The sequence below is a fragment of the Streptococcus mitis genome (assembly GCF_946188375.1).
Classification (GTDB): Bacteria; Bacillota; Bacilli; order Lactobacillales; family Streptococcaceae; genus Streptococcus; species Streptococcus mitis_CX.
This window is the reverse complement of record NZ_CAMHUS010000001.1, coordinates 1-20,372: the sequence shown is the minus strand read 5'-3', so window position 1 is coordinate 20,372 and position 20,372 is coordinate 1. Positions and strand designations below refer to the sequence as shown.

Annotated in this window: 18 protein-coding genes and 2 tRNA genes; 1 reads left to right on the top strand and 19 read right to left on the bottom strand. The window is 41.2% G+C overall.

Annotated features, from left to right (window positions below; genetic code table 11):
* Positions 1 to 18 precede the first annotated feature (18 nt).
* From N8M16_RS00100 to parE, 19 genes are all read right to left on the bottom strand, one after another.
* Entirely contained in the window at positions 19 to 588 is a 570-nt protein-coding gene (locus N8M16_RS00100; protein ID WP_049543484.1) for a hypothetical protein, read from the bottom strand.
* A 19-nt stretch (positions 589 to 607) separates the two neighbouring features.
* The gene (sufB, locus tag N8M16_RS00095; protein ID WP_000797054.1) at positions 608 to 2,020 is read right to left on the bottom strand and encodes a Fe-S cluster assembly protein SufB; all 1,413 of its coding nucleotides are present in this window, start codon (positions 2,018 to 2,020) and stop codon (positions 608 to 610) included.
* Positions 2,021 to 2,077: 57 nt separating this feature from the next.
* Positions 2,078 to 2,518: a Fe-S cluster assembly sulfur transfer protein SufU gene (sufU, locus tag N8M16_RS00090; RefSeq protein WP_049499854.1), complete on the bottom strand. Its 441-nt coding sequence runs from the start codon at positions 2,516 to 2,518 to the stop codon at positions 2,078 to 2,080.
* Positions 2,505 to 3,731 (bottom strand): cysteine desulfurase, encoded by a 1,227-nt coding sequence (locus N8M16_RS00085; RefSeq protein ID WP_078238326.1) that lies wholly within the window; start codon positions 3,729 to 3,731, stop codon positions 2,505 to 2,507. The genes sufU and N8M16_RS00085 overlap by 14 nt, the downstream gene beginning before the upstream one ends.
* 10 nt (positions 3,732 to 3,741) lie before the next feature.
* On the bottom strand, positions 3,742 to 5,004 hold the full coding sequence (gene sufD, locus N8M16_RS00080; RefSeq protein WP_020902928.1) for a Fe-S cluster assembly protein SufD: 1,263 nt from the start codon (positions 5,002 to 5,004) through the stop codon (positions 3,742 to 3,744).
* Between the two features lie 27 nt (positions 5,005 to 5,031).
* The gene (sufC, locus tag N8M16_RS00075) at positions 5,032 to 5,802 is read right to left on the bottom strand and encodes a Fe-S cluster assembly ATPase SufC (protein WP_000114489.1); all 771 of its coding nucleotides are present in this window, start codon (positions 5,800 to 5,802) and stop codon (positions 5,032 to 5,034) included.
* Positions 5,803 to 5,952: 150 nt separating this feature from the next.
* The gene (locus N8M16_RS00070; RefSeq protein WP_001081602.1) at positions 5,953 to 6,147 is read right to left on the bottom strand and encodes a DUF3272 domain-containing protein; all 195 of its coding nucleotides are present in this window, start codon (positions 6,145 to 6,147) and stop codon (positions 5,953 to 5,955) included.
* Positions 6,148 to 6,174: 27 nt separating this feature from the next.
* On the bottom strand, positions 6,175 to 7,830 hold the full coding sequence (gene dnaX / locus N8M16_RS00065; RefSeq protein ID WP_261069406.1) for a DNA polymerase III subunit gamma/tau: 1,656 nt from the start codon (positions 7,828 to 7,830) through the stop codon (positions 6,175 to 6,177).
* Positions 7,830 to 8,327 (bottom strand): GAF domain-containing protein, encoded by a 498-nt coding sequence (locus tag N8M16_RS00060; protein ID WP_261069405.1) that lies wholly within the window; start codon positions 8,325 to 8,327, stop codon positions 7,830 to 7,832. The genes dnaX and N8M16_RS00060 overlap by 1 nt, the downstream gene beginning before the upstream one ends.
* Positions 8,328 to 8,412: 85 nt before the next feature.
* Positions 8,413 to 9,615, bottom strand: a complete 1,203-nt coding sequence (gene rpsA, locus N8M16_RS00055; protein ID WP_261069404.1) for a 30S ribosomal protein S1 — start codon at positions 9,613 to 9,615, stop codon at positions 8,413 to 8,415.
* 161 nt (positions 9,616 to 9,776) lie between these two features.
* A tRNA-Gln gene (locus N8M16_RS00050) sits at positions 9,777 to 9,848 on the bottom strand.
* 9 nt (positions 9,849 to 9,857) lie between these two features.
* A tRNA-Tyr gene (locus N8M16_RS00045) sits at positions 9,858 to 9,938 on the bottom strand.
* A gap of 49 nt (positions 9,939 to 9,987) precedes the next feature.
* The gene (locus tag N8M16_RS00040) at positions 9,988 to 10,218 is read right to left on the bottom strand and encodes a DUF2969 domain-containing protein (RefSeq protein WP_000037113.1); all 231 of its coding nucleotides are present in this window, start codon (positions 10,216 to 10,218) and stop codon (positions 9,988 to 9,990) included.
* Positions 10,219 to 10,316: 98 nt separating this feature from the next.
* Positions 10,317 to 12,284 carry a peptide ABC transporter substrate-binding protein gene (locus N8M16_RS00035; RefSeq protein ID WP_261069403.1) on the bottom strand — a complete coding sequence of 656 codons (1,968 nt, stop codon included), beginning with the start codon at positions 12,282 to 12,284 and terminating at the stop codon, positions 10,317 to 10,319.
* 22 nt (positions 12,285 to 12,306) lie between these two features.
* Complete coding sequence (locus tag N8M16_RS00030) at positions 12,307 to 13,329, bottom strand: branched-chain amino acid aminotransferase (protein ID WP_261069402.1); 1,023 nt, start codon at positions 13,327 to 13,329, stop codon at positions 12,307 to 12,309.
* A gap of 134 nt (positions 13,330 to 13,463) precedes the next feature.
* Entirely contained in the window at positions 13,464 to 15,935 is a 2,472-nt protein-coding gene (gene parC / locus N8M16_RS00025) for a DNA topoisomerase IV subunit A (RefSeq protein ID WP_261069401.1), read from the bottom strand.
* A 52-nt stretch (positions 15,936 to 15,987) separates the two neighbouring features.
* The gene (locus tag N8M16_RS00020) at positions 15,988 to 16,722 is read right to left on the bottom strand and encodes a CPBP family intramembrane glutamic endopeptidase (RefSeq protein WP_261069400.1); all 735 of its coding nucleotides are present in this window, start codon (positions 16,720 to 16,722) and stop codon (positions 15,988 to 15,990) included.
* Positions 16,703 to 17,536, bottom strand: coding sequence for an aminoglycoside 6-adenylyltransferase (locus tag N8M16_RS00015; protein ID WP_261069399.1), 834 nt, complete (start codon positions 17,534 to 17,536; stop codon positions 16,703 to 16,705). Before N8M16_RS00015 ends, N8M16_RS00020 begins: the two co-directional genes overlap by 20 nt.
* 27 nt (positions 17,537 to 17,563) lie before the next feature.
* Entirely contained in the window at positions 17,564 to 19,507 is a 1,944-nt protein-coding gene (parE, locus tag N8M16_RS00010) for a DNA topoisomerase IV subunit B (protein ID WP_261069398.1), read from the bottom strand.
* 135 nt (positions 19,508 to 19,642) lie between these two features.
* Here parE and plsY point away from each other — a divergent pair, with 135 nt between their 5' ends.
* A complete protein-coding gene (plsY, locus tag N8M16_RS00005; protein ID WP_084863194.1) occupies positions 19,643 to 20,284 on the top strand; it encodes a glycerol-3-phosphate 1-O-acyltransferase PlsY in 642 nt (213 codons plus the stop codon).
* The last annotated feature ends 88 nt before the right edge of the window (positions 20,285 to 20,372 follow it).

The following is a 20,372-nucleotide window of genomic DNA, read 5'->3' as shown; positions in this document are numbered from 1 at the left end:
ATTCATTATATTTGTTTTTTAAACTTCATAATAGGGAAACGGACGGTCACTATCCAATGGACGATTTAGTACTTCTTTTTCCAAAATAGCGCGCCAACCAGATACCAATTCTTCAAAAATCAATTTGGCTTCAGGAGAAGCTGTTGTAAGCTTCCGTCCAAACCAAGCCATGGTTGCAGTTTCAAACTGAAGCATAGCGTAGTCGATTACCGGTACATTTGCCTCTTCATAATTCTCATTTACTGCTTGTGCAACTTCTGATGCTTGTGGAAGAAGTTGATTGCTGATTTTATCTACAACACTTGCGTCCATCTCTCGCCAAGAAAGTAATTGACCATCCACCTGATAAAAGAGCTCAAAGGTTTCTTGATTTTTCTTAAAATTGGTAAGAACAAAAGCACGTTCCACTGCCTCTGGACCACCAACAGCCTTTACAGCGTTTATAAGGAGATTTTCTTCCATTTGTCTCCAATAATCATCAGCTTCTTCTACCAAATCAATTGTGAAAGGTGGAACAATTTCCTCGGCAGAAATTTCGCCTTTATTCGCTTTCTCGATATTACCAAATAATTTTTTTAAGAATCCCATTTGCTTCTCCTAGTTCCTATTACCCAACTGAACCTTCCATCTCGTAGCTAATCAAGCGGTTCAGCTCAACTGCGTATTCCATTGGAAGCTCTTTTGTGAAGGGCTCTACAAATCCCATGACAATCATCTCTGTTGCCTCAGATTCTGACAATCCACGGCTCATGAGGTAATAGAGTTGTTCTTCAGAAATCTTAGATACCTTAGCTTCGTGTTCCAAAGCGACTTGTGAGTTGTGAATTTCATTAAACGGAATGGTATCTGACGCTGACAAGTCATCCATGATAATGGTATCACACTCGATGTGAGAGACAGATTTCTTAGAGTTTTTGTTAAAGGTTACTTGTCCACGATAGTCAACCTTTCCTCCACCTTTAGCGATGGATTTAGACACAATAGACGAGCTTGTATGTGGAGCATTGTGAATCATCTTAGCACCAGTATCCTGGTGTTGCCCAGCATTGGCAAAGGCGATAGAGAGCATGGTACCACGTGCTCCTTCTCCATCAAGGTAAACAGATGGATATTTCATAGTCGTTTTGGCACCCAAGTTTCCATCAATCCACTCAACAGTGGCATCCTTTTGAGCCTTAGCACGCTTTGTTACCAAGTTATAGACGTTATCAGACCAGTTTTGGATGGTCGTATAGCGCATATAAGCTCCGTCCAAGGCAAAGATTTCTACGATGGCAGCGTGCAAGCTGTTGCTTGAATAAGTAGGCGCTGTACATCCTTCTACGTAGTGGACACTTGCTCCCTCATCAACGATAATCAAGGTACGTTCAAACTGACCAGTATTTTCGTTGTTGATACGGAAGTAAGTTTGAAGTGGAATATCTACCTTGACCCCTTTTGGTACGTAGATAAAGGTTCCACCAGACCATACTGCCGAGTTGAGGGCAGCCAATTTGTTATCTGTTGGCGGTACCAACTTGGCAAAGTATTGTTTAAACAAGTCTGGGTATTCCTTGAGGGCAGAATCTGTATCTGTAAAGATAATCCCCAATTTTTGGAACTCTTCCTTCATGTTGTGGTAAACAACTTCTGATTCATACTGGGCAGAGGCACCAGCTAGATATGCACGCTCAGCTTCTGGAATACCAATACGTTCAAAGGTTTCTTTGATTTTTTCAGGAACCTCATCCCACGAACGAGCTGGTTTATCAGATGGTTTTTGGTAGTAGATCAAGTCATCAAAATCAATCTCTGACAAGTCTGCTCCCCAAGTTTGCATGGGCATTTTTTTGAAGGTTTCATAAGACTTCAAACGGAATTCTAACATCCACTCAGGTTCTCCCTTTGCAGCTGATAATTCACGAATGACATCTTCATTCAATCCTTTTCCTGTCGATAGGACAGGCTCTACATCATCATGGAAACCAAATTTATATTCACCAAGGTCAATTGGTTTTGGTTCTACTCTTTCTTCAGCCATAATATCCTTTCTTTCATTCTTTATTTCTACTGATTCATAAGACAAAAGAAACTTGTCTTACTGATTTTTTTGATTTTCAATTGTTTTCTTCAGGGCGTTCCAAGCTAGGGTTGCACACTTGATTCGTTGAGGGAATTTAGCAACTCCTGACAAGAAGGCTGCATCGCCAAGTTGGTCTTGGCGTTCATCTTTTTGCCCTTGAACCATTTCAGAAAAAATAGTCGCAAGTTCTAAGATTTCTTGTTTGGTTTTTCCTAAAACTGCGTCCGTCATCATACTAGCAGATGCTGTAGAGATGGTGCAACCTGAGTTTAGAAAAGCGATATCTTCCAAACGATCCTCTGCATCAAACTTGACAGAGAGATTGATAACATCCCCACAAGTCGGATTGTTGAGACTGATTTGTTCAGCGTCTTCTAACTTCCCTTGGTGATGTGGATTTTTCGAATGGTCCGCTACCACTGCCATATAAAGGCTATCTAGTTTAGAAAGTGCCATTGAAAAACTCCTTTGTCTTTTGTAAGGCATCGACTAGTTTATCGCAATCTGCCTTGGTATTGTAGATATAAAAACTTGCACGAGCTGTTGCTGGGACATCCAAATACTGAAGCAAGGGTTGCGCACAGTGGTGACCTGCACGAACAGCTACTCCTTCATAATCCAAAGCTGTTGCAAGGTCGTGAGGATGGAGATCGCCTAGATTAAAGGCAATCACACCTGAACGTTGAGCCAAGTCCTGTGAACCATAAATGGTCAGTCCTTCAATCGCCTGCAACTTTGGAAAGACATATGCAATCAATTCTTGTTCATGAGCTTCAATCGCATCCATACCAATCTTTTCAAGATAATCTACTGCCGCAGCAAGTCCAATTGCACCTGCCATATTTGGTGTTCCAGCCTCAAATTTCCAAGGCAATTCCTTCCAGCTAGCAGATTGCTCATAGACGAAATCAATCATTTCACCGCCAAATTCTACTGGTGACATTTGTTCCAGATACTTTTCTTTACCGTAAAGAACACCGATACCAGTTGGACCCGCCATCTTGTGACCTGAAAAGGCAAAGAAGTCCACATCCAAGTCCTGGACATCGATCTTCATATGAGGAGTAGATTGAGCACCATCCACCACCATGATGGCTCCAACTTGGTGGGCCATTTGCGTGATTTCTTTAATCGGATTGACTACACCAAGAACATTTGAGGCGTGAGCTAGCGAAACAAACTTGACCTTGTCAGTCAATTTAGCTCGCAAATCATCCATATCCAGAGCTCCATCCTTGAGATAGACATAGACAAGCTCTGCCCCAGTCTTACGGCAGGCTTCCTGCCAAGGAATGATGTTGGAATGGTGTTCCATGACAGAAATCAAAACCTGGTCTCCCTCAGTCAAGACTTCCTCTGCAAAGCGCACCACCCAGTTCAGACTGGTTGTCGTTCCTCTAGTAAAGAGAACTTCCTTTGTAGACCCTGCATTGATAAACTTACGAATGGTTTCACGAGCCGCCTCATAGGAAGCTGTCGCCCGCTCCGCCAAGGTATGAACCCCACGATGAACATTGGCATTGTCGTTCTCATAGTAGCGGTTAATCGTCTCCAGAACTGCTAGTGGTTTTTGTGTCGTCGCAGCATTGTCCAAATAAACCAATGGTTCATCATTAACAATCTGGTCTAAAATTGGAAAATCCTTGCGAATCGCTTCTACATCTAACATAGGCTTCCCCTTAGCGTTTTGACAATTTTTCTTCGATAGTTGCAATCATTTCATCACGAACTTCTTTGACTGGAATCTCAACGATAACAGATCCAAGGAACCCACGAACAACCAAACGCTCAGCAGTCGCCTTGTCCAAGCCACGGCTCATGAGGTAGTACATATCTTCTGGATCTACTTGTCCAATAGAAGCCGCGTGACCAGCAGTTACATCATTTTCGTCAATCAAAAGAATTGGGTTGGCATCTGAACGAGCCTGATCTGAAAGCATGAGAACACGACTTTCTTGTTGCGCATCGGCTCCCTTGGCACCCTTGATAATGTGACCAATACCGTTGAAAGTTAAAGTTGCTTTTTCAAGAATAACTCCATGTTGGAGGATATTTCCGATTGAGTTGCAACCATAGTTGGTTACGCGAGTATCAATCCCTTGTACCTGACGGCCACTTGAAAGAGCTACAACTTTCAGGTCAGCATGGCTACCGTTACCAATCAAGTCGCTATCAAAGTCCGCAACGACGTTCCCTTCGTTCATGACACCGATTGCCCAGTCAATGCTTGCATCGTTGCCTAATTTACCACGACGGCTAATGTAAGCAGTGACGTTTTCACCTAGACGGTCAATCGCAGCAAACTTCACTTGAGCACCAGAACGCGCAATTACTTCTACTGTGATATTAGCAGTTGCTTTGGCACTTCCTTCACCGCGTGACTCTAAACGTTCTAGATAACTAATCTTAGAGTTTTTACCAGCGATAATCATAATATGCTTATTAAACGGCACATCACTATCGCTGTCTTGGTAGAAAATACCTTCGATTGGCTCTGTAATTTCCACGTTATCTGGAATATAAAGAACAGCACCACTGTTGAAATAAGCTGTATGGTAGGCTGCTAATTTGTCATCGTCATACTTAACAGATGACATGAAGAATTCTTCAATAAGCTCTGGAATTTCTTCTAAAGCTGAGTGGAAGTCTGTAAAGACGACACCCTGTTCAGCCAACTCAACTGGAATTTGCTCAAAAACAGTTTGAGTTCCTACTTGAACCAATTTCAAGTGATTATCTAGAGCTGTGAAATCTGGAACATTTACTGATGGCTCACTTTCTGTAATCGTTCCATCACCCAGATTCCAACGGTGGAATTTGACACGCTCAATAACTGGTAATTCCAAAGTCTCAATCTTATCAAAAGCTTTTTGACGGAGGTCAGCCAACCAGCTTGGTTCAGCGTGCATTTCTGAAAAAAGTTTAATATTTTCTTTAGTCATTTACTTCTCCTAAAAGATACGAGGTAATTACAATTCTTCCTTGTAGTCGTAGCCAAGTTCTTCAGCTAGTTTTGCGTATCCTTCACGTTCCAAACGCGCAGCCAATTCTGGACCACCTGAAAGGACAACTCGACCTTCCATCATGACGTGTACCACATCAGGTGTGATGTAGTTCAAAAGACGTTGGTAGTGAGTGATAATCATAGCACCAAAGCCTTCACCACGCATGGCATTCACACCTTTAGACACAACTTTAAGGGCATCAATATCAAGACCAGAGTCAATCTCATCCAAAAGGGCAAAAGTTGGTTCCAACATCAAAAGTTGAAGAATCTCATTACGTTTTTTCTCACCACCAGAGAAACCTTCGTTGAGGTAACGCTCAGCCATTTCTTCTTTCATGTTGAGCAATTCCATCTTTTCATCTAGCTTAGTGATGAACTCGCGAACTGAAATCTTCTCATCGTCTTCTTTACCAGCATTCATGGCTGCACGAAGAAACTCAGCGTTAGTAATACCAGGAATTTCTGATGGATATTGCATAGCAAGGAAAAGTCCCATACGCGCACGCTCGTCCACTTCCAACTCAAGGATGTTTACGCCATCAAACAAGACTTCACCTTTGGTAACTTCATAGTTTGGATTTCCCATGATAGCGGCAGAAAGAGTCGATTTACCAGTACCATTTGGTCCCATGATAGCGGCGATTTCTCCTGTTTTCAGGGTCAGGTTAACCCCTTTTAAAATTTCTTTTCCTTCAATCTCAACGTGAAGATCTTTGATCTCTAATACTGACATGATAGTTCCTTTCTTTTTCAAAGCCTTTACAGTGCTCACTAGAAACATACTTGATTTCCCTAGAAAATACGGTAAAAGGTCAATAAATATACTTTTATAGTATAACAAAAAAAAGCCTAAAAGGCTTTGATTTTGTCTAGAAGCTGAGGACTAGTCTTTTCCTTTTAAATGCTGGTCAATGACATCTACAATCTTGCCCATCAAGTAACTAACTCGGAAATTTCTAAAGAGCAAAATGGCCCAAAAGGCTGCCATAATATAGCGACCAGTCATCCAGGCTTCATTGAAAAAATAGGTCTCAGCAGCTGTAAACAGCGCGATGATAATAAATTGTTGTCTATTCATAAACTTATTGTATCATGAAATCTTTCTTTAGTCTTCCTCTACCTTCACTTTATCAGCCAAAAATTCAAATCCTTCTGGAATCAGGCTTTCTTCTGCTTCTTTTTCAGTTTGAGAAGATTTGGCTTTGGCTGAAAAGGCTGCGCGAACTTCTTTCCATTCCTCCATGGAAATAGCTAAAATCTCAGGTGAAAAACCTGCTGCCTGACTGAGGATGTTACCAAACATGGTGTTGAGATTGTCCCGTTTCATGGTTTGACCAGCATTGAAGTTAGACTCAAAAGCAAGAATAGCATGGTGTTCATTGGCCGCAACTGGTTGAGATCCGACTAGAAGAGCCTTGTCCGGCCCCCCTAGACTTTCAATTACTTCTCCCCAGGCATTCTGCAAACGAATCAGATTTTGACGTGCTAAATCAGGATTTTCAACGGCCTCTTGTAGGATCGATTGAACTTTATTGCGATCCACACGATAGATTGTCTTGCCCGTTGCTGGGCGACTAGGAGCTGGATTTGTTGGCTTAGATACGGTTCCCACATTTGCGAGTTCTTGTTTGAGACGGGCAATTTCCTGTCTCAGTGCAGAAATTTCACTTTCAACTGCCCCAGAAAGAGCTGGTTCAGGCTTAATCTCTGCCAAACGGATAGTCATCATCTCAGCATAAATCTTAGGCTGCAAACTAGACTTAATATCTGCTAAACTGACTGTCGCCAAGCGAATCATTTCAAACAGATTTTCTTGAGGAAGTGTCAAATTTTCTACAAAGACTGGACTATGATGAGTGTTTTCTCCCCCTGTTTGAACAATTAACAAGTCTCTTAAATAGTGTAAAAGGTCGGTCACAAAACGAGTCATGCTCTTACCATTGTCAAAAAGAAGATTCAAGCAAGACAAAGCCTTGGGAACATCCTGTTGAGACAAGGCAGCCACATAATCATCCAAGGCTGATAGACTAATTGTGCCAGTAATTTCTTCAGAGATAGCAGTCGTCAGCTCATTTCCCTGTGTTAAACTCAGGGCTTGATCTAAAATAGACAAGGCGTCCCGCATTCCACCTTCAGCCCGTCTAGCAATGATTTCCACAGCTTCTGGTTCAGAACTGATATTTTCTTTGTCTAAGATATAGCGAATATGCTCCTTAATATCCTGTGTCTTAATTGATTTAAATTCAAAACGTTGCACACGAGATAGAATCGTAGCAGGTATCTTGTGCAATTCAGTAGTGGCCAAAATAAAGACCACATTCTGTGTTGGCTCTTCCAGCGTCTTTAGAAGGGCATTAAAAGCTCCTGTAGACAGCATGTGAACCTCGTCTATGATATAAACCTTATAACGGGCAAGACTAGGGGCGTAGGTAGATTTATCACGAATTTCACGGATTTCATCGACCCCATTATTAGAAGCTGCATCCATTTCGATGACATCTTCTAAACTACCGTCCGTCACTGCCTGACAAATATAGCAGTTATTACAAGGTTCCCCACCCACTTGATTTGGACAGTTCATAGCTTTAGCAAAAATCTTAGCCACACTGGTTTTTCCCGTTCCACGAGGACCCGAAAAAAGATAAGCGTGACTTATTTTCTCTTGCTCCACTGCTTGTTTAAGAGTCTTAGCCACAACTTCCTGTCCAACCAACTGGGAGAAGTTTTGACTTCTATATTTTCGATAAAGAGCTTGATACATTAGGCTTTCTCCCCAAACATTGTAAAGTCCCATTCTGTCTTTTCAAGCAAAATAGCGACAAATTGTTCCAAATAATCTCGATCCATAGCATCATAATCATCAATCTCTGAAGAATCCAGATCCAGAACCCCGAGCAATTGACCATTCTTAACCATCGGAACAACAATTTCACTTTTAGCTCGACTATCACAAGAAATATAGTTGGGATAAGTTGTTACATTACCAACCAGAACAGTTTCCTGAAAGTGGGCTGCCTCACCACAAACACCTTTGCCTAGTGAGATACGGATACAGGAAACACCTCCTTGGAAAGGACCTAAAATCAATTCCTTTCCATCGAACAGATAAAAGCCTGAGAATACGGTATTAGGAAAGCGTGATTTTAGAAGAGCACTGGCGTTGGAAAGATTAGCCAAAACATTGGTTTCACCATCCAATAAAAAAGAGAGCTCTTCATTTAACATTTGATAACGTGATTGTTTTTCTGATTCTAACATAGGACTATTATATCAAAAAAGGCTTACAGACAAAAGAAAAATCCCTTGTTTAGTAAACAAAGGATTTTGTGAATTTTCAATTTGATTAAAGTTCGATATCACCGAACAAGTCAGCCATTGAGAATCCTGTTTGTGTTTCTGGAAGTTCGAAATCACGTTTTTCTTGACGTTTTGGACGACGTGGACGAGCAGCACGTTTTTCTTCTTTTTGTCCTTCTTCTTGAGCTGGACGCTCTTCAAGAGCTTTGATAGAAAGTGATACGCGCTCTGCATCTGCGTTAACTTCAAGAACTTTAACTTTAACTTCTTGACCAACTTTAAGAGCTTCTTTTGGATTTTCAATACGTTTGTGTGAAATTTGTGATACGTGAACAAGTCCATCGATACCTGGCAATACTTCAACAAATGCACCGAAGTCAGTCAAACGTTTAACTGTTCCTTCTACTATATCACCTTTAGCCAATTTTTGCTCAACGCCATCCCATGGTCCAGGTGTTGTTGCTTTAAGTGAAAGTGATACACGTCCTTCTTCTTCGTTAAGATCAAGGATTTTCACTTCAATTTCTTCACCAACAGTTACAACTGATTTTGGTGATACGTTACGTTCATGTGACAATTCAGTCAAGTGAACCAATCCGTCAACACCACCAAGGTCGATGAAAGCACCAAAACTTGTGATACGTGCAACTTTACCAGTTACTACATCACCAACAGCCAATTTACCGAATACTTCAGCGCGAGCTGCTGCTGTAGCTGCTTCAACAACTTCACGACGTGAAAGGATGAAGCGGTTTTCTTTAGCGTCAACTTCTTTGATTTTAGCATCAAATTCTTGACCTACAAAACGCTCAGTGTTACGTACGAAACGAGTATCCAACATTGAAGCTGGGATAAATCCACGAACACCTTCAAATTCTACTGAAAGTCCACCTTTAACGGCACGAGTTCCTTTAACAGTAACAACTTCTTCTTCACGACCAACAAGTTTGTCCCATGCTTTGCGAGCTTCAAGGCGTTTTTTAGATACAAGGTATGTAACTGTATCAGTATCTTTACCAACTACTTGACGAAGTACAAGAACATCTAATACTTCTCCTACTTTCACAAAGTCATTGATATCTGCATCGCGATCGTTTGTCAATTCGCGAAGAGTCAAGACACCTTCAACACCAGTCCCAGAGATTGCAACGTTAGCTTGAGTCGCATCAACTGTCAATACTTCAGCACTAACAACATCACCAGGCTCAACTTGGCTAACGCTATTTAGCAAATCTTCAAATTCGTTCATCTAAAAAATCCTCCAACAATCAAGTTTTTCTTAAACTTGACATACTTATAATTTTTTTCCTAAGCACCCGCAAGGACATGTTCATATCGTTCACGTCTTTCAATTATAAAAATAAAATACCCTAAGATATTTTGCTTTTTATCTTGATCATTACCTAAGAACTGGGGTAGCTGGATTCGAACCAACGCATGAGGGAGTCAAAGTCCCTTGCCTTACCGCTTGGCTATACCCCATTGATAAAATGGAGAGAGAGGGATTCGAACCCCCGAACCCGAAGGAGCGGATTTACAGTCCGCCGCGTTTAGCCTCTTCGCTATCTCTCCTACAATCAACATGGACTATTATATCATGAAAATTTCAAAAAAACAAGACTTATTTTGCTAAATTATAATTTTCAATCAAAATTTCCACAGCTTTTTCCAATTTTTTATAAAAACTATCGACATTTCCATTCTTTATGATGGCAAATTGTCCATCTAATTCGGCAATTTCTCCGATAACTTTTTTACCAATGGTCAACGTATAACCTTCAAAACTGTCTTTTCCTACATTAACCTTGGCATCTGCTACTTGAATTTCAATTTTTTTATCTTTCTTGCTCATTTCATACCTCTCTTCACTTTTTCTATTTTACAAGAAAATCCCAAAACTAGCAAGAAAAAACTCTATATCATTCCAAGTCTGATATAGAGTTTTCTGCTTTATTTAATGTGTTTTTCTAGTTCTTTTTGGTACTTACCATTTGATTCCAATTTTTCTTTTTGCCATTTTTTCAGTGCTTCTTCATATTCTTTTGTTGTAACGATATCTTTTTGCAATTTCATCCCTTTAAAGATATATGGGTCACCCTTAATACCAACTTGTGAGTATGGTTTTGAGAATGGCACTACATTACTTACAACTGGTGAACCACCAGATGAGGCTGTCGGCATCAATAATGAACTATCTGTCAACCAAGCTTGAGCCTTGGCATATTTTTCATAGCGTTCTTCAAGATTTGTAGTTTCTGAATCGGCATCATCCAATAATTTCTTATACTGGTCCAAGCCAAGTTTAGCTACAACATCCTTATCTTTCCCTTTAGTAATACCAAGGTGTTTCATAGCAGAACCTGATTTAGGATCCATGATATTCAAGTAAGATGCTGGGTCTTGATAACTTGGAGCCCATCCTGTACTGTTCAAATCATAGTCTTTTTGAGAAGGAACACGCGCTTGAGAAGTGATTGTTTCCTTTTCATTATCTGTCATTTGAAGAACGTCGATGACAACATTTTCAGCACCAAGAGTTGATTCAATAGACTGTTTGAAAGAGTTGCTTTGTTGAACGGCGATGGTATCTGTTTGTTCAACTGGGACATCCAAGTGAATTGGGAATGTTACCCCTTTAGATTCCAAGTCTTTCTTAGCTTTTTCGAAAGCAGCTTTAGCCTTGTCAGGATTGTAGATAGAATCCTTACCGTCAACTAGCTCAACACCTTTCCATTGGTCACCATAGTTCACCAACTCTGCTTGAGCGATTTGACCAAAGTTTTTACCACCTGCTTGCACAAAGTTGTCAGGAACAAGGCTGTTACGAATAATCTTGTCCGCACCGTCTTCACCATTTAGCTGGGCAGCATAAGAATGGCGGTTGAAGGCAAAGTTGATAGCCTGACGGAAGTCCTTATTAAGCATAGCTTCTTTAGTAGAAGTCTTTTGCTCTTCACTTGTTTTCGCAGTTTTATTATATGACTGACGATTTACGTTAAAGGTGAAGTAATAACTACTTGAGTCCTGTGGGCTATAAGTGATTTTATCTCCGTATTGTTCCAAAGTTGAAGCAAAGTTTGAGCTACTTGGGAAGAGACGGGCTGTCGTATAGGCACCTGAAGAGAAGCTACGAATCAACGATTCCTGATCAGAACCATCGTAGTAGGTCAATTTGATCTTCTCGATTTTTACCTTTTCTTTATCCCAGTAATTTGGGTTTTTCTCGTATTCAATTAACGATTTAGACGTCAAGGTCTTCAAGATATAAGGACCATTGTAGAGAATTCCTGCTGGAGTAACTGCTCCATAATCTTTACCTGATGCCTTCAAAAACTCTTCATTTACAGGTAACATCGTTGCTGTAGTGACTTTAGAGTTCCAGAAGCTTTCTGGTTTGTTTAGGGTATATTCAACTGTGTAATCGTCCAAGGCCTTGACACCAACTGTAGAGAAATCATTGGTCTCACCAGTCATATAGGCATCCAATCCCTTGATTGAATTTTGGATGAGAGAAACACCGTCTGACTTGCCGTCAGCTACGTGTTTTAGTCCTGTCACAAAGTCATGGGCTGTTACTTCTGCGTATTCTTCACCTTCTGATGTATACCATTTAACTCCTTTACGAAGTTTATAGGTATAAGTCAAACCATCTTTTGAGACAGACCAATCTTCAGCTATGGAAGGAATAACATTTCCGTATTGGTCATTTTCCATCAATCCATCAACCACATTCCCGATGACATCTGTTGTAGATGTACGAGTCGCTACACTATAATCCAAAGATGCCGGATCTACTGCATAGACATATGAAAATGTTGTCGGTGCATCTGCTTCTTTATCAGCTTTTCCACAAGCTACTAAAAGAGCTGTTGTACTCAGGACCACTCCTGCTGTTAAGAGCCACTTTTTCGATTTCATAAAAAATCTCCTTTAGTTTATTTTAATCTACTTTTACAATCCAACCTTCTGGCGCTTCAATATCACCAAACTGAATCCCTGTCAATTCATCATAGAGTTTACGAGTCACAGGACCTACTTCTGTTTCACTATAGAATACATGGAAATCATCACCGTGCTGAATTCCACCAATTGGAGAAATAACCGCTGCTGTACCACAGGCACCTGCCTCTACAAAACGGTCAAGGTTATCAATCGGGACATCACCCTCAATAGGAGTTAAGCCCAAGCGATGTTCTGCCAAATAAAGCAAAGAATACTTGGTAATAGATGGCAAGATAGATAGACTCAATGGTGTTACAAACTCATTGTCAGCTGTAATTCCAAAGAAGTTAGCTGATCCGACTTCTTCAATCTTTGTATGAGTTGATGGATCTAGATAGATAACATCTGAAAAATGACGTGACTTGGCCAATTTCCCTGGCAAGAGACTGGCAGCATAGTTCCCACCAACCTTAGCTGCACCTGTACCATTTGGCGCTGCACGATCGTATTCATCCTGAATCAAGAAGTTGGTTGGAACCAATCCACCCTTAAAGTAATTTCCAACTGGCATAGCAAAGATGGTGAAAATGTATTCCTCTGCTGGTTTTACTCCGATAATATCTCCTACTCCAATCAAAAGAGGACGAAGATAAAGGGTTCCACCTGTTCCGTATGGAGGTACATATTCTTCATTCGCACGAACAACTGCCTTACAAGCTTCTACAAACATTTCTGTCGGAACTTGTGGCATCAAAAGACGGTCACATGTACGTTGCAGACGTTTGGCATTTTCATCAGGACGGAATAGTTGAATACTGCCATCCTTAGTACGATAAGCTTTCAAACCTTCGAATGCTTGTTGACCATAGTGAAGACTTGGAGAAGACTCTGAAATATGCAAGGTTGCATCTTCTGTAAGTTCTCCTTGATTCCATTGTCCATTTTTAAAATGAGCAATATAGCGATAAGGTAATTTCATATAGGAAAAACCGAGATTTTCCCAATCAATCGTTACTGTCATATTCCACTCCTTATTCTAAAAACCTATTTCTTTTATTCTACACTATTTTTCTAAAATAGCAAGTATATTTTGTAATTTTCAGAAAATTTCTTCAATAAAAAGAACCAGCTCTTAGAACTGATTCTTCATTTCACTTATTTAGCTTCAGTAAATACTTCTTTAAGATAAGCGTCAAAAACTTCTTCATCTGAAATGGTGTCTGAAATAAAGCTTCCATTGCTAGTACGTTCTGACAGGTTCAAGTCTTGTAATCGGATTTGATAGATTGTTCCTTTGTTTGATTGAACAAGCAGAGTTTGGTCGTTCTCTTCCACATCTGTACTAAAGAGATCACCAATAAATCCTTGTTCTGCAACCGCTCCTGCCAAGAAGACACGATGCGGTTTGTTTTTTAACTCACGCAAGACTTGTAAGCCACGTTTGGCACGACTTGTTGCCGGAATTTCGTCAATAGAAATACGTTTCAAACTTCCACGTTGGGTCAAGAGGTAGAAGGATGAGGTGTTACAGATAAAGGCGGATTGGAGGACATCATCTGCTTTCAGGTTCATAGCTTTGACACCTGCAGCCTTAGCACCGACAACTGGTACCTCTTCGATATTGAAACGAAGGGCATAACCATTTTGGCTAATCAAAAGAACATCATCTAGTTTAATCGGAGCCACTGCTACAATCTGGTCTGTCTCGTCTTTGAGCTTAGCATACTTGACAGACTTAGATCTATAGGTCCGCCATGGGGTGAATTCTTTTCGTTCTACACGCTTAATTTGACCAAGACGAGTTGCAGCAAAATAGGTTGTCGCATCATCAAACTGATCCACGACTTCCACATAAAGGATTTCTTCGTTAGTTTCGAAGTTTGTGATAGTTTGGCTCAGATGCTCTCCAATATCCTTCCAGCGAATATCTGCCAATTCATGGATTGGTCGATAAATGACATTTCCAAGACTTGTGAACATCAAAAGATGCTGTGTTGTCTTAGCAGCTTGTACAAAGATCAAACGGTCATCATCACGCTTGCCAATTTCTTCCAGGGTTGAAGCGGCAAAGGAACGTGGGCTGGTACGCTTGATATAACCTGCCTTGGTAACGCTGACATAGGTATCTTCCTCGGCGATCAGACTAGCTGTATCAATCTCAATTGCTTTCGCAGTGTCTTCTAAAGAACTCAAACGAGGAGTGGCAAATTTCTTCTTAACCTCACGAAGTTCTTTCTTCATGAGATTGTACATAGTCCGCTCATCTCCAATGATAGCAGCAAGCATGGCAATCTTTTCACGAAGTTCTGCTTCTTCTTCCTGCAAGACAACCACATCGGTATTGGTCAAACGGTACAGTTGCAAGGTTACGATAGCCTCAGCCTGTTCTTCCGTAAAATCATAGCTAACTTTGAGGTTTTCCTTAGCGTCCGCCTTATTCTCAGAAGCACGGATAAGAGCAATGACTTCATCCAAAATCGAAATCACTCGAATCAAACCTTCGACGATATGGAGACGTTTCTCAGCCTTTTCCTTATCAAAGCGAGAACGCGCCAAGATAACTTCACGACGGTGGGCAATATAGCTAGACAAGATTGGAACGATCCCAACCTGACGAGGGGTGAAATTGTCAATCGCCACCATGTTAAAATTGTAATTTATTTGTAGATCGGTGTATTTGAAGAGATAGTTGAGGACAAGCTCTGTATTAGCGTCCTTCTTAAGTTCGATAGCGATACGAAGGCCGTCACGGTCAGACTCGTCTCGAACCTCAGCAATACCAGCTACCTTATTATTGACACGAACATCATCAATCTTCTTGACTAGATTGGCCTTGTTGATTTCATAAGGAATCTCAGTAATAACGATTTGTTCCTTACCACCTTTTAGCTTTTCAATCTCAGTCTTGGAACGAACAACCACGCGCCCTTTCCCAGTTTCATAGGCCTTCTTGATTTCATCACGACCCTGGATAATCCCTCCAGTCGGGAAGTCTGGTCCAGGCAAGAATTCCATGAGTTTATCCACCTTGGCAGTTGGGTGGTCAATCATATAGACCGCCGCATCGATGACCTCAGCTAAATTATGAGGTGGAATATCTGTGGCATAACCAGCCGAAATACCAGTCGATCCATTTACCAAGAGATTTGGAAAGGCTGCTGGCAAGACTGTTGGCTCTTTCTCCGTATCGTCAAAGTTCCAAGCAAAAGGAACGGTCTTTTTATCGATATCCTGAAGAAGATAGCCTGCAATCTCAGACAAACGCGCCTCAGTATAACGCATAGCCGCAGGCGGATCTCCGTCCATAGAACCGTTATTACCGTGCATTTCAACTAAAATCTCACGATTTTTCCAGTCCTGTGACATACGAACCATGGCATCATAGATAGAACTGTCACCGTGGGGGTGGAAATTCCCCATGATATTCCCGACAGATTTGGCCGACTTGCGGTAGCTCTTGTCAAAGGTATTGCCATCCTTATTCATAGAATAAAGAATACGTCGCTGAACCGGCTTCAAGCCATCACGAATATCTGGCAATGCCCGGTCTTGAATAATGTATTTGGAGTAGCGACCAAAACGCTCTCCCATGATGTCCTCCAAGGACATGTTTTGAATGTTAGACATAATAATTCTCTTTTTAGTGTTTTATTGTAAAGTAAATCTATAATTTATAAATTTAACTGTTTCTTTGTAGGTAGTGAGAAAAGAAGAGCAATCCTACTAATCCTAGGATGAATAAAAGATTAATTTTAATAACAAATAAGCTAAGTAGGGTATTAATTAGGCCGTGAAAAATGGCACAAAAAAGGACCGACTTAGTCTTTTTGAAAACAGCTGCTAGAAGAATACTGAGATAAATTGCAAATAGACTGAATAATATAAAAGGCATCCCACTTTGGGAACTTCCAATCACAAACCATAAAGGTACATGCCAAATTGCCCAAATACAACCTGTTATCAAACCGGAAATCCAAAAGGAGAATCTAGTTTCCAAAGTTGGTTGCAAGATGCCTCGCCATCCCAATTCTTCTTCGCCACCATAAATACAGATTGCACTCAAAAAAACAACAAACAAATTTCCTAGTGGAAAAGCCGGATTAAGTTCCTTAGAGGAGAAAGCGATGACACCTATCTGCACGAAAATTAGTAAAAGAAATAACAAAATATATTTCTTTGAGTCCCCTAAGATAAAAGATACTATGCTTTTAATGGATTTTTGAGGCAAACAAGAAATGGCTGCAATGGTTGGACCGAAACCTCCTAGTAAATGGAGAAAAACTCCTAGTGGACTTGTTAGACTTAAGAGGCTCATTTGCGTCAGCAAAGCGAGCACTCCCCAACCAAATCCCCAAGAAATGAGAAAACTAATCAGTAAAAATTTTGTTATCTTATTATTTTGTAAACGTTTCATTTGTTTCGAGTCTCTCCTTAGCATACTCAATCATCTTCTCTGCAGTTACTTTGTCATAGTGGAAGCCGTTTTTGAGAGAGAAGGCCTGCGCTTCTTTATGGAAAAAGTTCATGGTAGCCAAAAGAGACTTGGTGAGGCTTTTCTGGTCAAAAAAGTCAAGCAAGGCTGTAAATTCTTTCTCTTTCTCAGCAGGCAAATAGTTAAAAAGGTACTTATAGTTCTTGCCGATATCGACTTTCCCCCTATCACTTGCAACCTGCCAAGCTAAGATTTTCAGGAGTTCTTGTTGACAAATGCCATAGAGATGATCGGTCGCATAAATAACTTGCTTACGACAGATTCCTTTGACCACGTAAGCTGATACCCACCAAAATTCATTGCAGGCTTTTTCAAAATCTGTCTGACTAGCTGGATTTGTCCAGTAGCGCTTCGGACTAGGCGGATAAGATTTAAACAAACCTTTATCATCTTTCAAAACTGTATAATCAGCCTCACTATCCACCCACTCTTGAATTTGTTGTTTTGGACAGAGGGTTAGATCAATTCTATTTCCATCTTCAAAGAGCATGAGAAATAGACGGCGATGTCCCAACCTAACCTCTTGCTCAATAATACGTTTACCAAATTGGCCCAGCCAAGATAAATCTGAAATCAGCTCGTCCAGATTCTCTACAACATAGACTACATCGTAATCTTGAAATTCATCTTTTGGGGCCTTTGGGTTTGTCCGTGAACCAGACATAGCTACAGCTTTGACTTGTAAAGTTTTGGCAATCTGTAAAATCAGATCTAGCATTTCTGTTTCAGTTCTCATTTCGATACCCATTCATTAAAAAGTGACTTAAAACACTGTCGCTTCTTCCAGCGTAAATTTGACATTATCCTCAATCCACTTACGGCGTGGTTCGACCTTGTCTCCCATGAGGACATTGACACGGCGTTCGGCGCGAGCCAGGTCTTCGATGGTAACACGTATGAGGGTACGGGTTTCTGGATTCATGGTTGTTTCCCAGAGCTGGTCCGCATTCATCTCACCAAGTCCCTTGTATCTCTGTAGGGTAGCGCCTTTACCGAACTGCTTGCGGAGTTCTTCAAGTTCTCCGTCTGTCCATGCGTAGGCTACTTCTTCTTTCTTACCTTTACCTTTTGACATCTTGTAAAGAGGAGGGAGAGCAATATAGACATGTCCCGCCTCAACTAGCGGACGCATATAACGGTAGAAAAAGGTTAAGAGAAGTGTTTGAATATGGGCACCGTCGGTATCCGCATCGGTCATGATAATGATCTTGTCATAGTTGGCATCTTCAATGGAGAAGTCTGCTCCCACACCCGCACCAATGGTATAAATCATGGTATTGATTTCTTCATTTTTGAGGATATCCGCCATCTTGGCCTTGGCTGTATTGATGACCTTACCACGAAGAGGTAGGATAGCCTGGAACTTACGGTCACGGCCTTGTTTGGCAGAACCACCGGCAGAGTCTCCCTCGACCAGATAGAGTTCATTCTTAGCTGGATTCTTAGACTGGGCTGGGGTCAATTTTCCAGACAACAAGCCCTTGTCTTTCTTATTTTTCTTACCATTTCGGCTCTCATCACGCGCCTTACGTGCCGCTTCACGAGCATCACGGGCCTTAATAGCCTTGCGGATGAGGTTAGAAGCCAATTCCCCATTTTCCATAAGGAAAAAGGTCAACTTATCAGCCACAATGCCATCCACAACAGGACGAGCAAGAGGGCTTCCTAGCTTGTCCTTGGTCTGACCCTCAAACTGCAAATGTTCTTCAGGGACTAGAATAGAGAGGACAGCCGCTAGCCCCTCACGATAGTCTGACCCTTCAAGGTTTTTATCTTTTTCCTTGAGAAGCCCCGTCTTACGCGCGTAGTCGTTCATAACCTTGGTAATAGCGGACTTGAGTCCTGTCTCATGCGTTCCACCATCCTTGGTACGAACGTTATTGACAAAAGATAGAATGTTATCTGAAAATCCATCATTGTACTGGAGAGCCACTTCCACTTGGAAACCATTGTCTTCTCCTTCAAAGTAAAGAACTGGCGTTAAGGTCTCCTTGTCTTCGTTAAGATAAGAAACAAAGTCCTGCACCCCATTTTCATAGTGAAACTCGATCGCTTCATCTGTTCGCTCGTCCGTCAAAGACAAGGTCACATTTTTCAAGAGAAAGGCTGATTCATTAAGACGCTCTGAAATGGTATTGTACTTGAAATCTGTCGTAGAGAAGATCGTCGCATCAGGCATAAACGTAACCTTGGTACCTGTCTTAGACTTGGACGCTGTACCGATTTTCTTTAAGGTCGTGACAGGTTTTCCCCCATTTTCAAAACGTTGCTTGTAAACTGCGCCATCACGGGTGATTTCAACTTCTAACCAGCTAGAAAGAGCATTGACGACAGAAGAGCCTACCCCGTGAAGTCCACCAGATGTTTTGTAGCCTCCTTGACCGAATTTTCCTCCAGCGTGGAGAATAGTAAAGATAACCTCAACAGTTGGAATCCCCATAGCGTGCATTCCCGTCGGCATCCCACGACCATGGTCTTGCACAGTCAAACTCCCGTCTTTATTGATGGTCACATCAATACGGTCACCAAACCCAGACAAGGCTTCATCGACAGCATTGTCGACGATTTCCCAGACGAGGTGGTGGAGACCAGCGCCATCAGTTGATCCGATATACATCCCTGGACGTTTTCGAACCGCATCCAACCCTTCTAACACCTGAATGGCATCATCATTATAATTGTTAATATTGATTTCCTTTTTTGACACAAGGAACCTCCTATTCGTTCATCTTTACTATTCTACAGGTTTTCCAAGGATTTTGCAAAATTTTTCTTTCTCCGGTGTGACAATTTCAGAAGTGATTCTCTGCCTTTCTTCTCCATTTCATGATATAATAGGAGTATGATTACAATAGTTTTATTAATCCTAGCCTATCTGCTGGGTTCGATTCCGTCTGGTCTCTGGATTGGACAAGTATTCTTTCAAATCAATCTGCGAGAACATGGTTCTGGTAACACCGGGACAACCAACACCTTCCGAATTTTAGGCAAGAAAGCAGGTATGGCGACCTTTGTGATTGACTTTTTCAAAGGAACCCTAGCAACGCTACTTCCGATTCTCTTTCATCTGCAAGGTGTTTCACCTCTCATCTTTGGACTTTTGGCTGTCATTGGGCATACCTTCCCTATCTTTGCAGGATTTAAGGGTGGAAAGGCTGTCGCAACCAGTGCGGGAGTGATTTTCGGATTTGCGCCTGTCTTCTGTCTCTACCTTGCAGTTGTTTTCTTTGGAACTCTCTATCTTGGTAGTATGATTTCGCTGTCTAGTGTCACAGCATCTATCGCAGCCGTCATCGGAGTTCTACTCTTTCCACTTTTTGGTTTTATACTGAGTAACTACGACCCTCTCTTCATCGCCATTATCCTAGCTCTTGCTAGTTTGATTATCATTAGGCATAAAGATAATATCACACGCATCCAAAATAAAACTGAAAATCTTGTTCCTTGGGGACTGAACTTGACTCATCAAAATCCTAAAAAATAAAACGCCAGTTTTGAACTGCACCCCAAAAGTTAGACAGAAAAAATCTAACTTTTGGGGTGTTTTTATTATGAAATTAACTTATGATGAT

Bases quoted from the DNA above. Each gene is read 5' to 3' on its own strand.
- N8M16_RS00100 (WP_049543484.1), bottom strand. From the start codon at position 588: ATGGGATTCTTAAAAAAATTATTTGGTAATATCGAGAAAGCGAATAAA.
- sufB (WP_000797054.1), bottom strand. From the start codon at position 2,020: ATGGCTGAAGAAAGAGTAGAACCAAAACCAATTGACCTTGGTGAATAT.
- sufU (WP_049499854.1), bottom strand. From the start codon at position 2,518: ATGGCACTTTCTAAACTAGATAGCCTTTATATGGCAGTGGTAGCGGAC.
- N8M16_RS00085 (WP_078238326.1), bottom strand. From the start codon at position 3,731: ATGTTAGATGTAGAAGCGATTCGCAAGGATTTTCCAATTTTAGACCAG.
- sufD (WP_020902928.1), bottom strand. From the start codon at position 5,004: ATGACTAAAGAAAATATTAAACTTTTTTCAGAAATGCACGCTGAACCA.
- sufC (WP_000114489.1), bottom strand. From the start codon at position 5,802: ATGTCAGTATTAGAGATCAAAGATCTTCACGTTGAGATTGAAGGAAAA.
- N8M16_RS00070 (WP_001081602.1), bottom strand. From the start codon at position 6,147: ATGAATAGACAACAATTTATTATCATCGCGCTGTTTACAGCTGCTGAG.
- dnaX (WP_261069406.1), bottom strand. From the start codon at position 7,830: ATGTATCAAGCTCTTTATCGAAAATATAGAAGTCAAAACTTCTCCCAG.
- N8M16_RS00060 (WP_261069405.1), bottom strand. From the start codon at position 8,327: ATGTTAGAATCAGAAAAACAATCACGTTATCAAATGTTAAATGAAGAG.
- rpsA (WP_261069404.1), bottom strand. From the start codon at position 9,615: ATGAACGAATTTGAAGATTTGCTAAATAGCGTTAGCCAAGTTGAGCCT.
- N8M16_RS00040 (WP_000037113.1), bottom strand. From the start codon at position 10,218: ATGAGCAAGAAAGATAAAAAAATTGAAATTCAAGTAGCAGATGCCAAG.
- N8M16_RS00035 (WP_261069403.1), bottom strand. From the start codon at position 12,284: ATGAAATCGAAAAAGTGGCTCTTAACAGCAGGAGTGGTCCTGAGTACA.
- N8M16_RS00030 (WP_261069402.1), bottom strand. From the start codon at position 13,329: ATGACAGTAACGATTGATTGGGAAAATCTCGGTTTTTCCTATATGAAA.
- parC (WP_261069401.1), bottom strand. From the start codon at position 15,935: ATGTCTAACATTCAAAACATGTCCTTGGAGGACATCATGGGAGAGCGT.
- N8M16_RS00020 (WP_261069400.1), bottom strand. From the start codon at position 16,722: ATGAAACGTTTACAAAATAATAAGATAACAAAATTTTTACTGATTAGT.
- N8M16_RS00015 (WP_261069399.1), bottom strand. From the start codon at position 17,536: ATGAGAACTGAAACAGAAATGCTAGATCTGATTTTACAGATTGCCAAA.
- plsY (WP_084863194.1), top strand. From the start codon at position 19,643: ATGATTACAATAGTTTTATTAATCCTAGCCTATCTGCTGGGTTCGATT.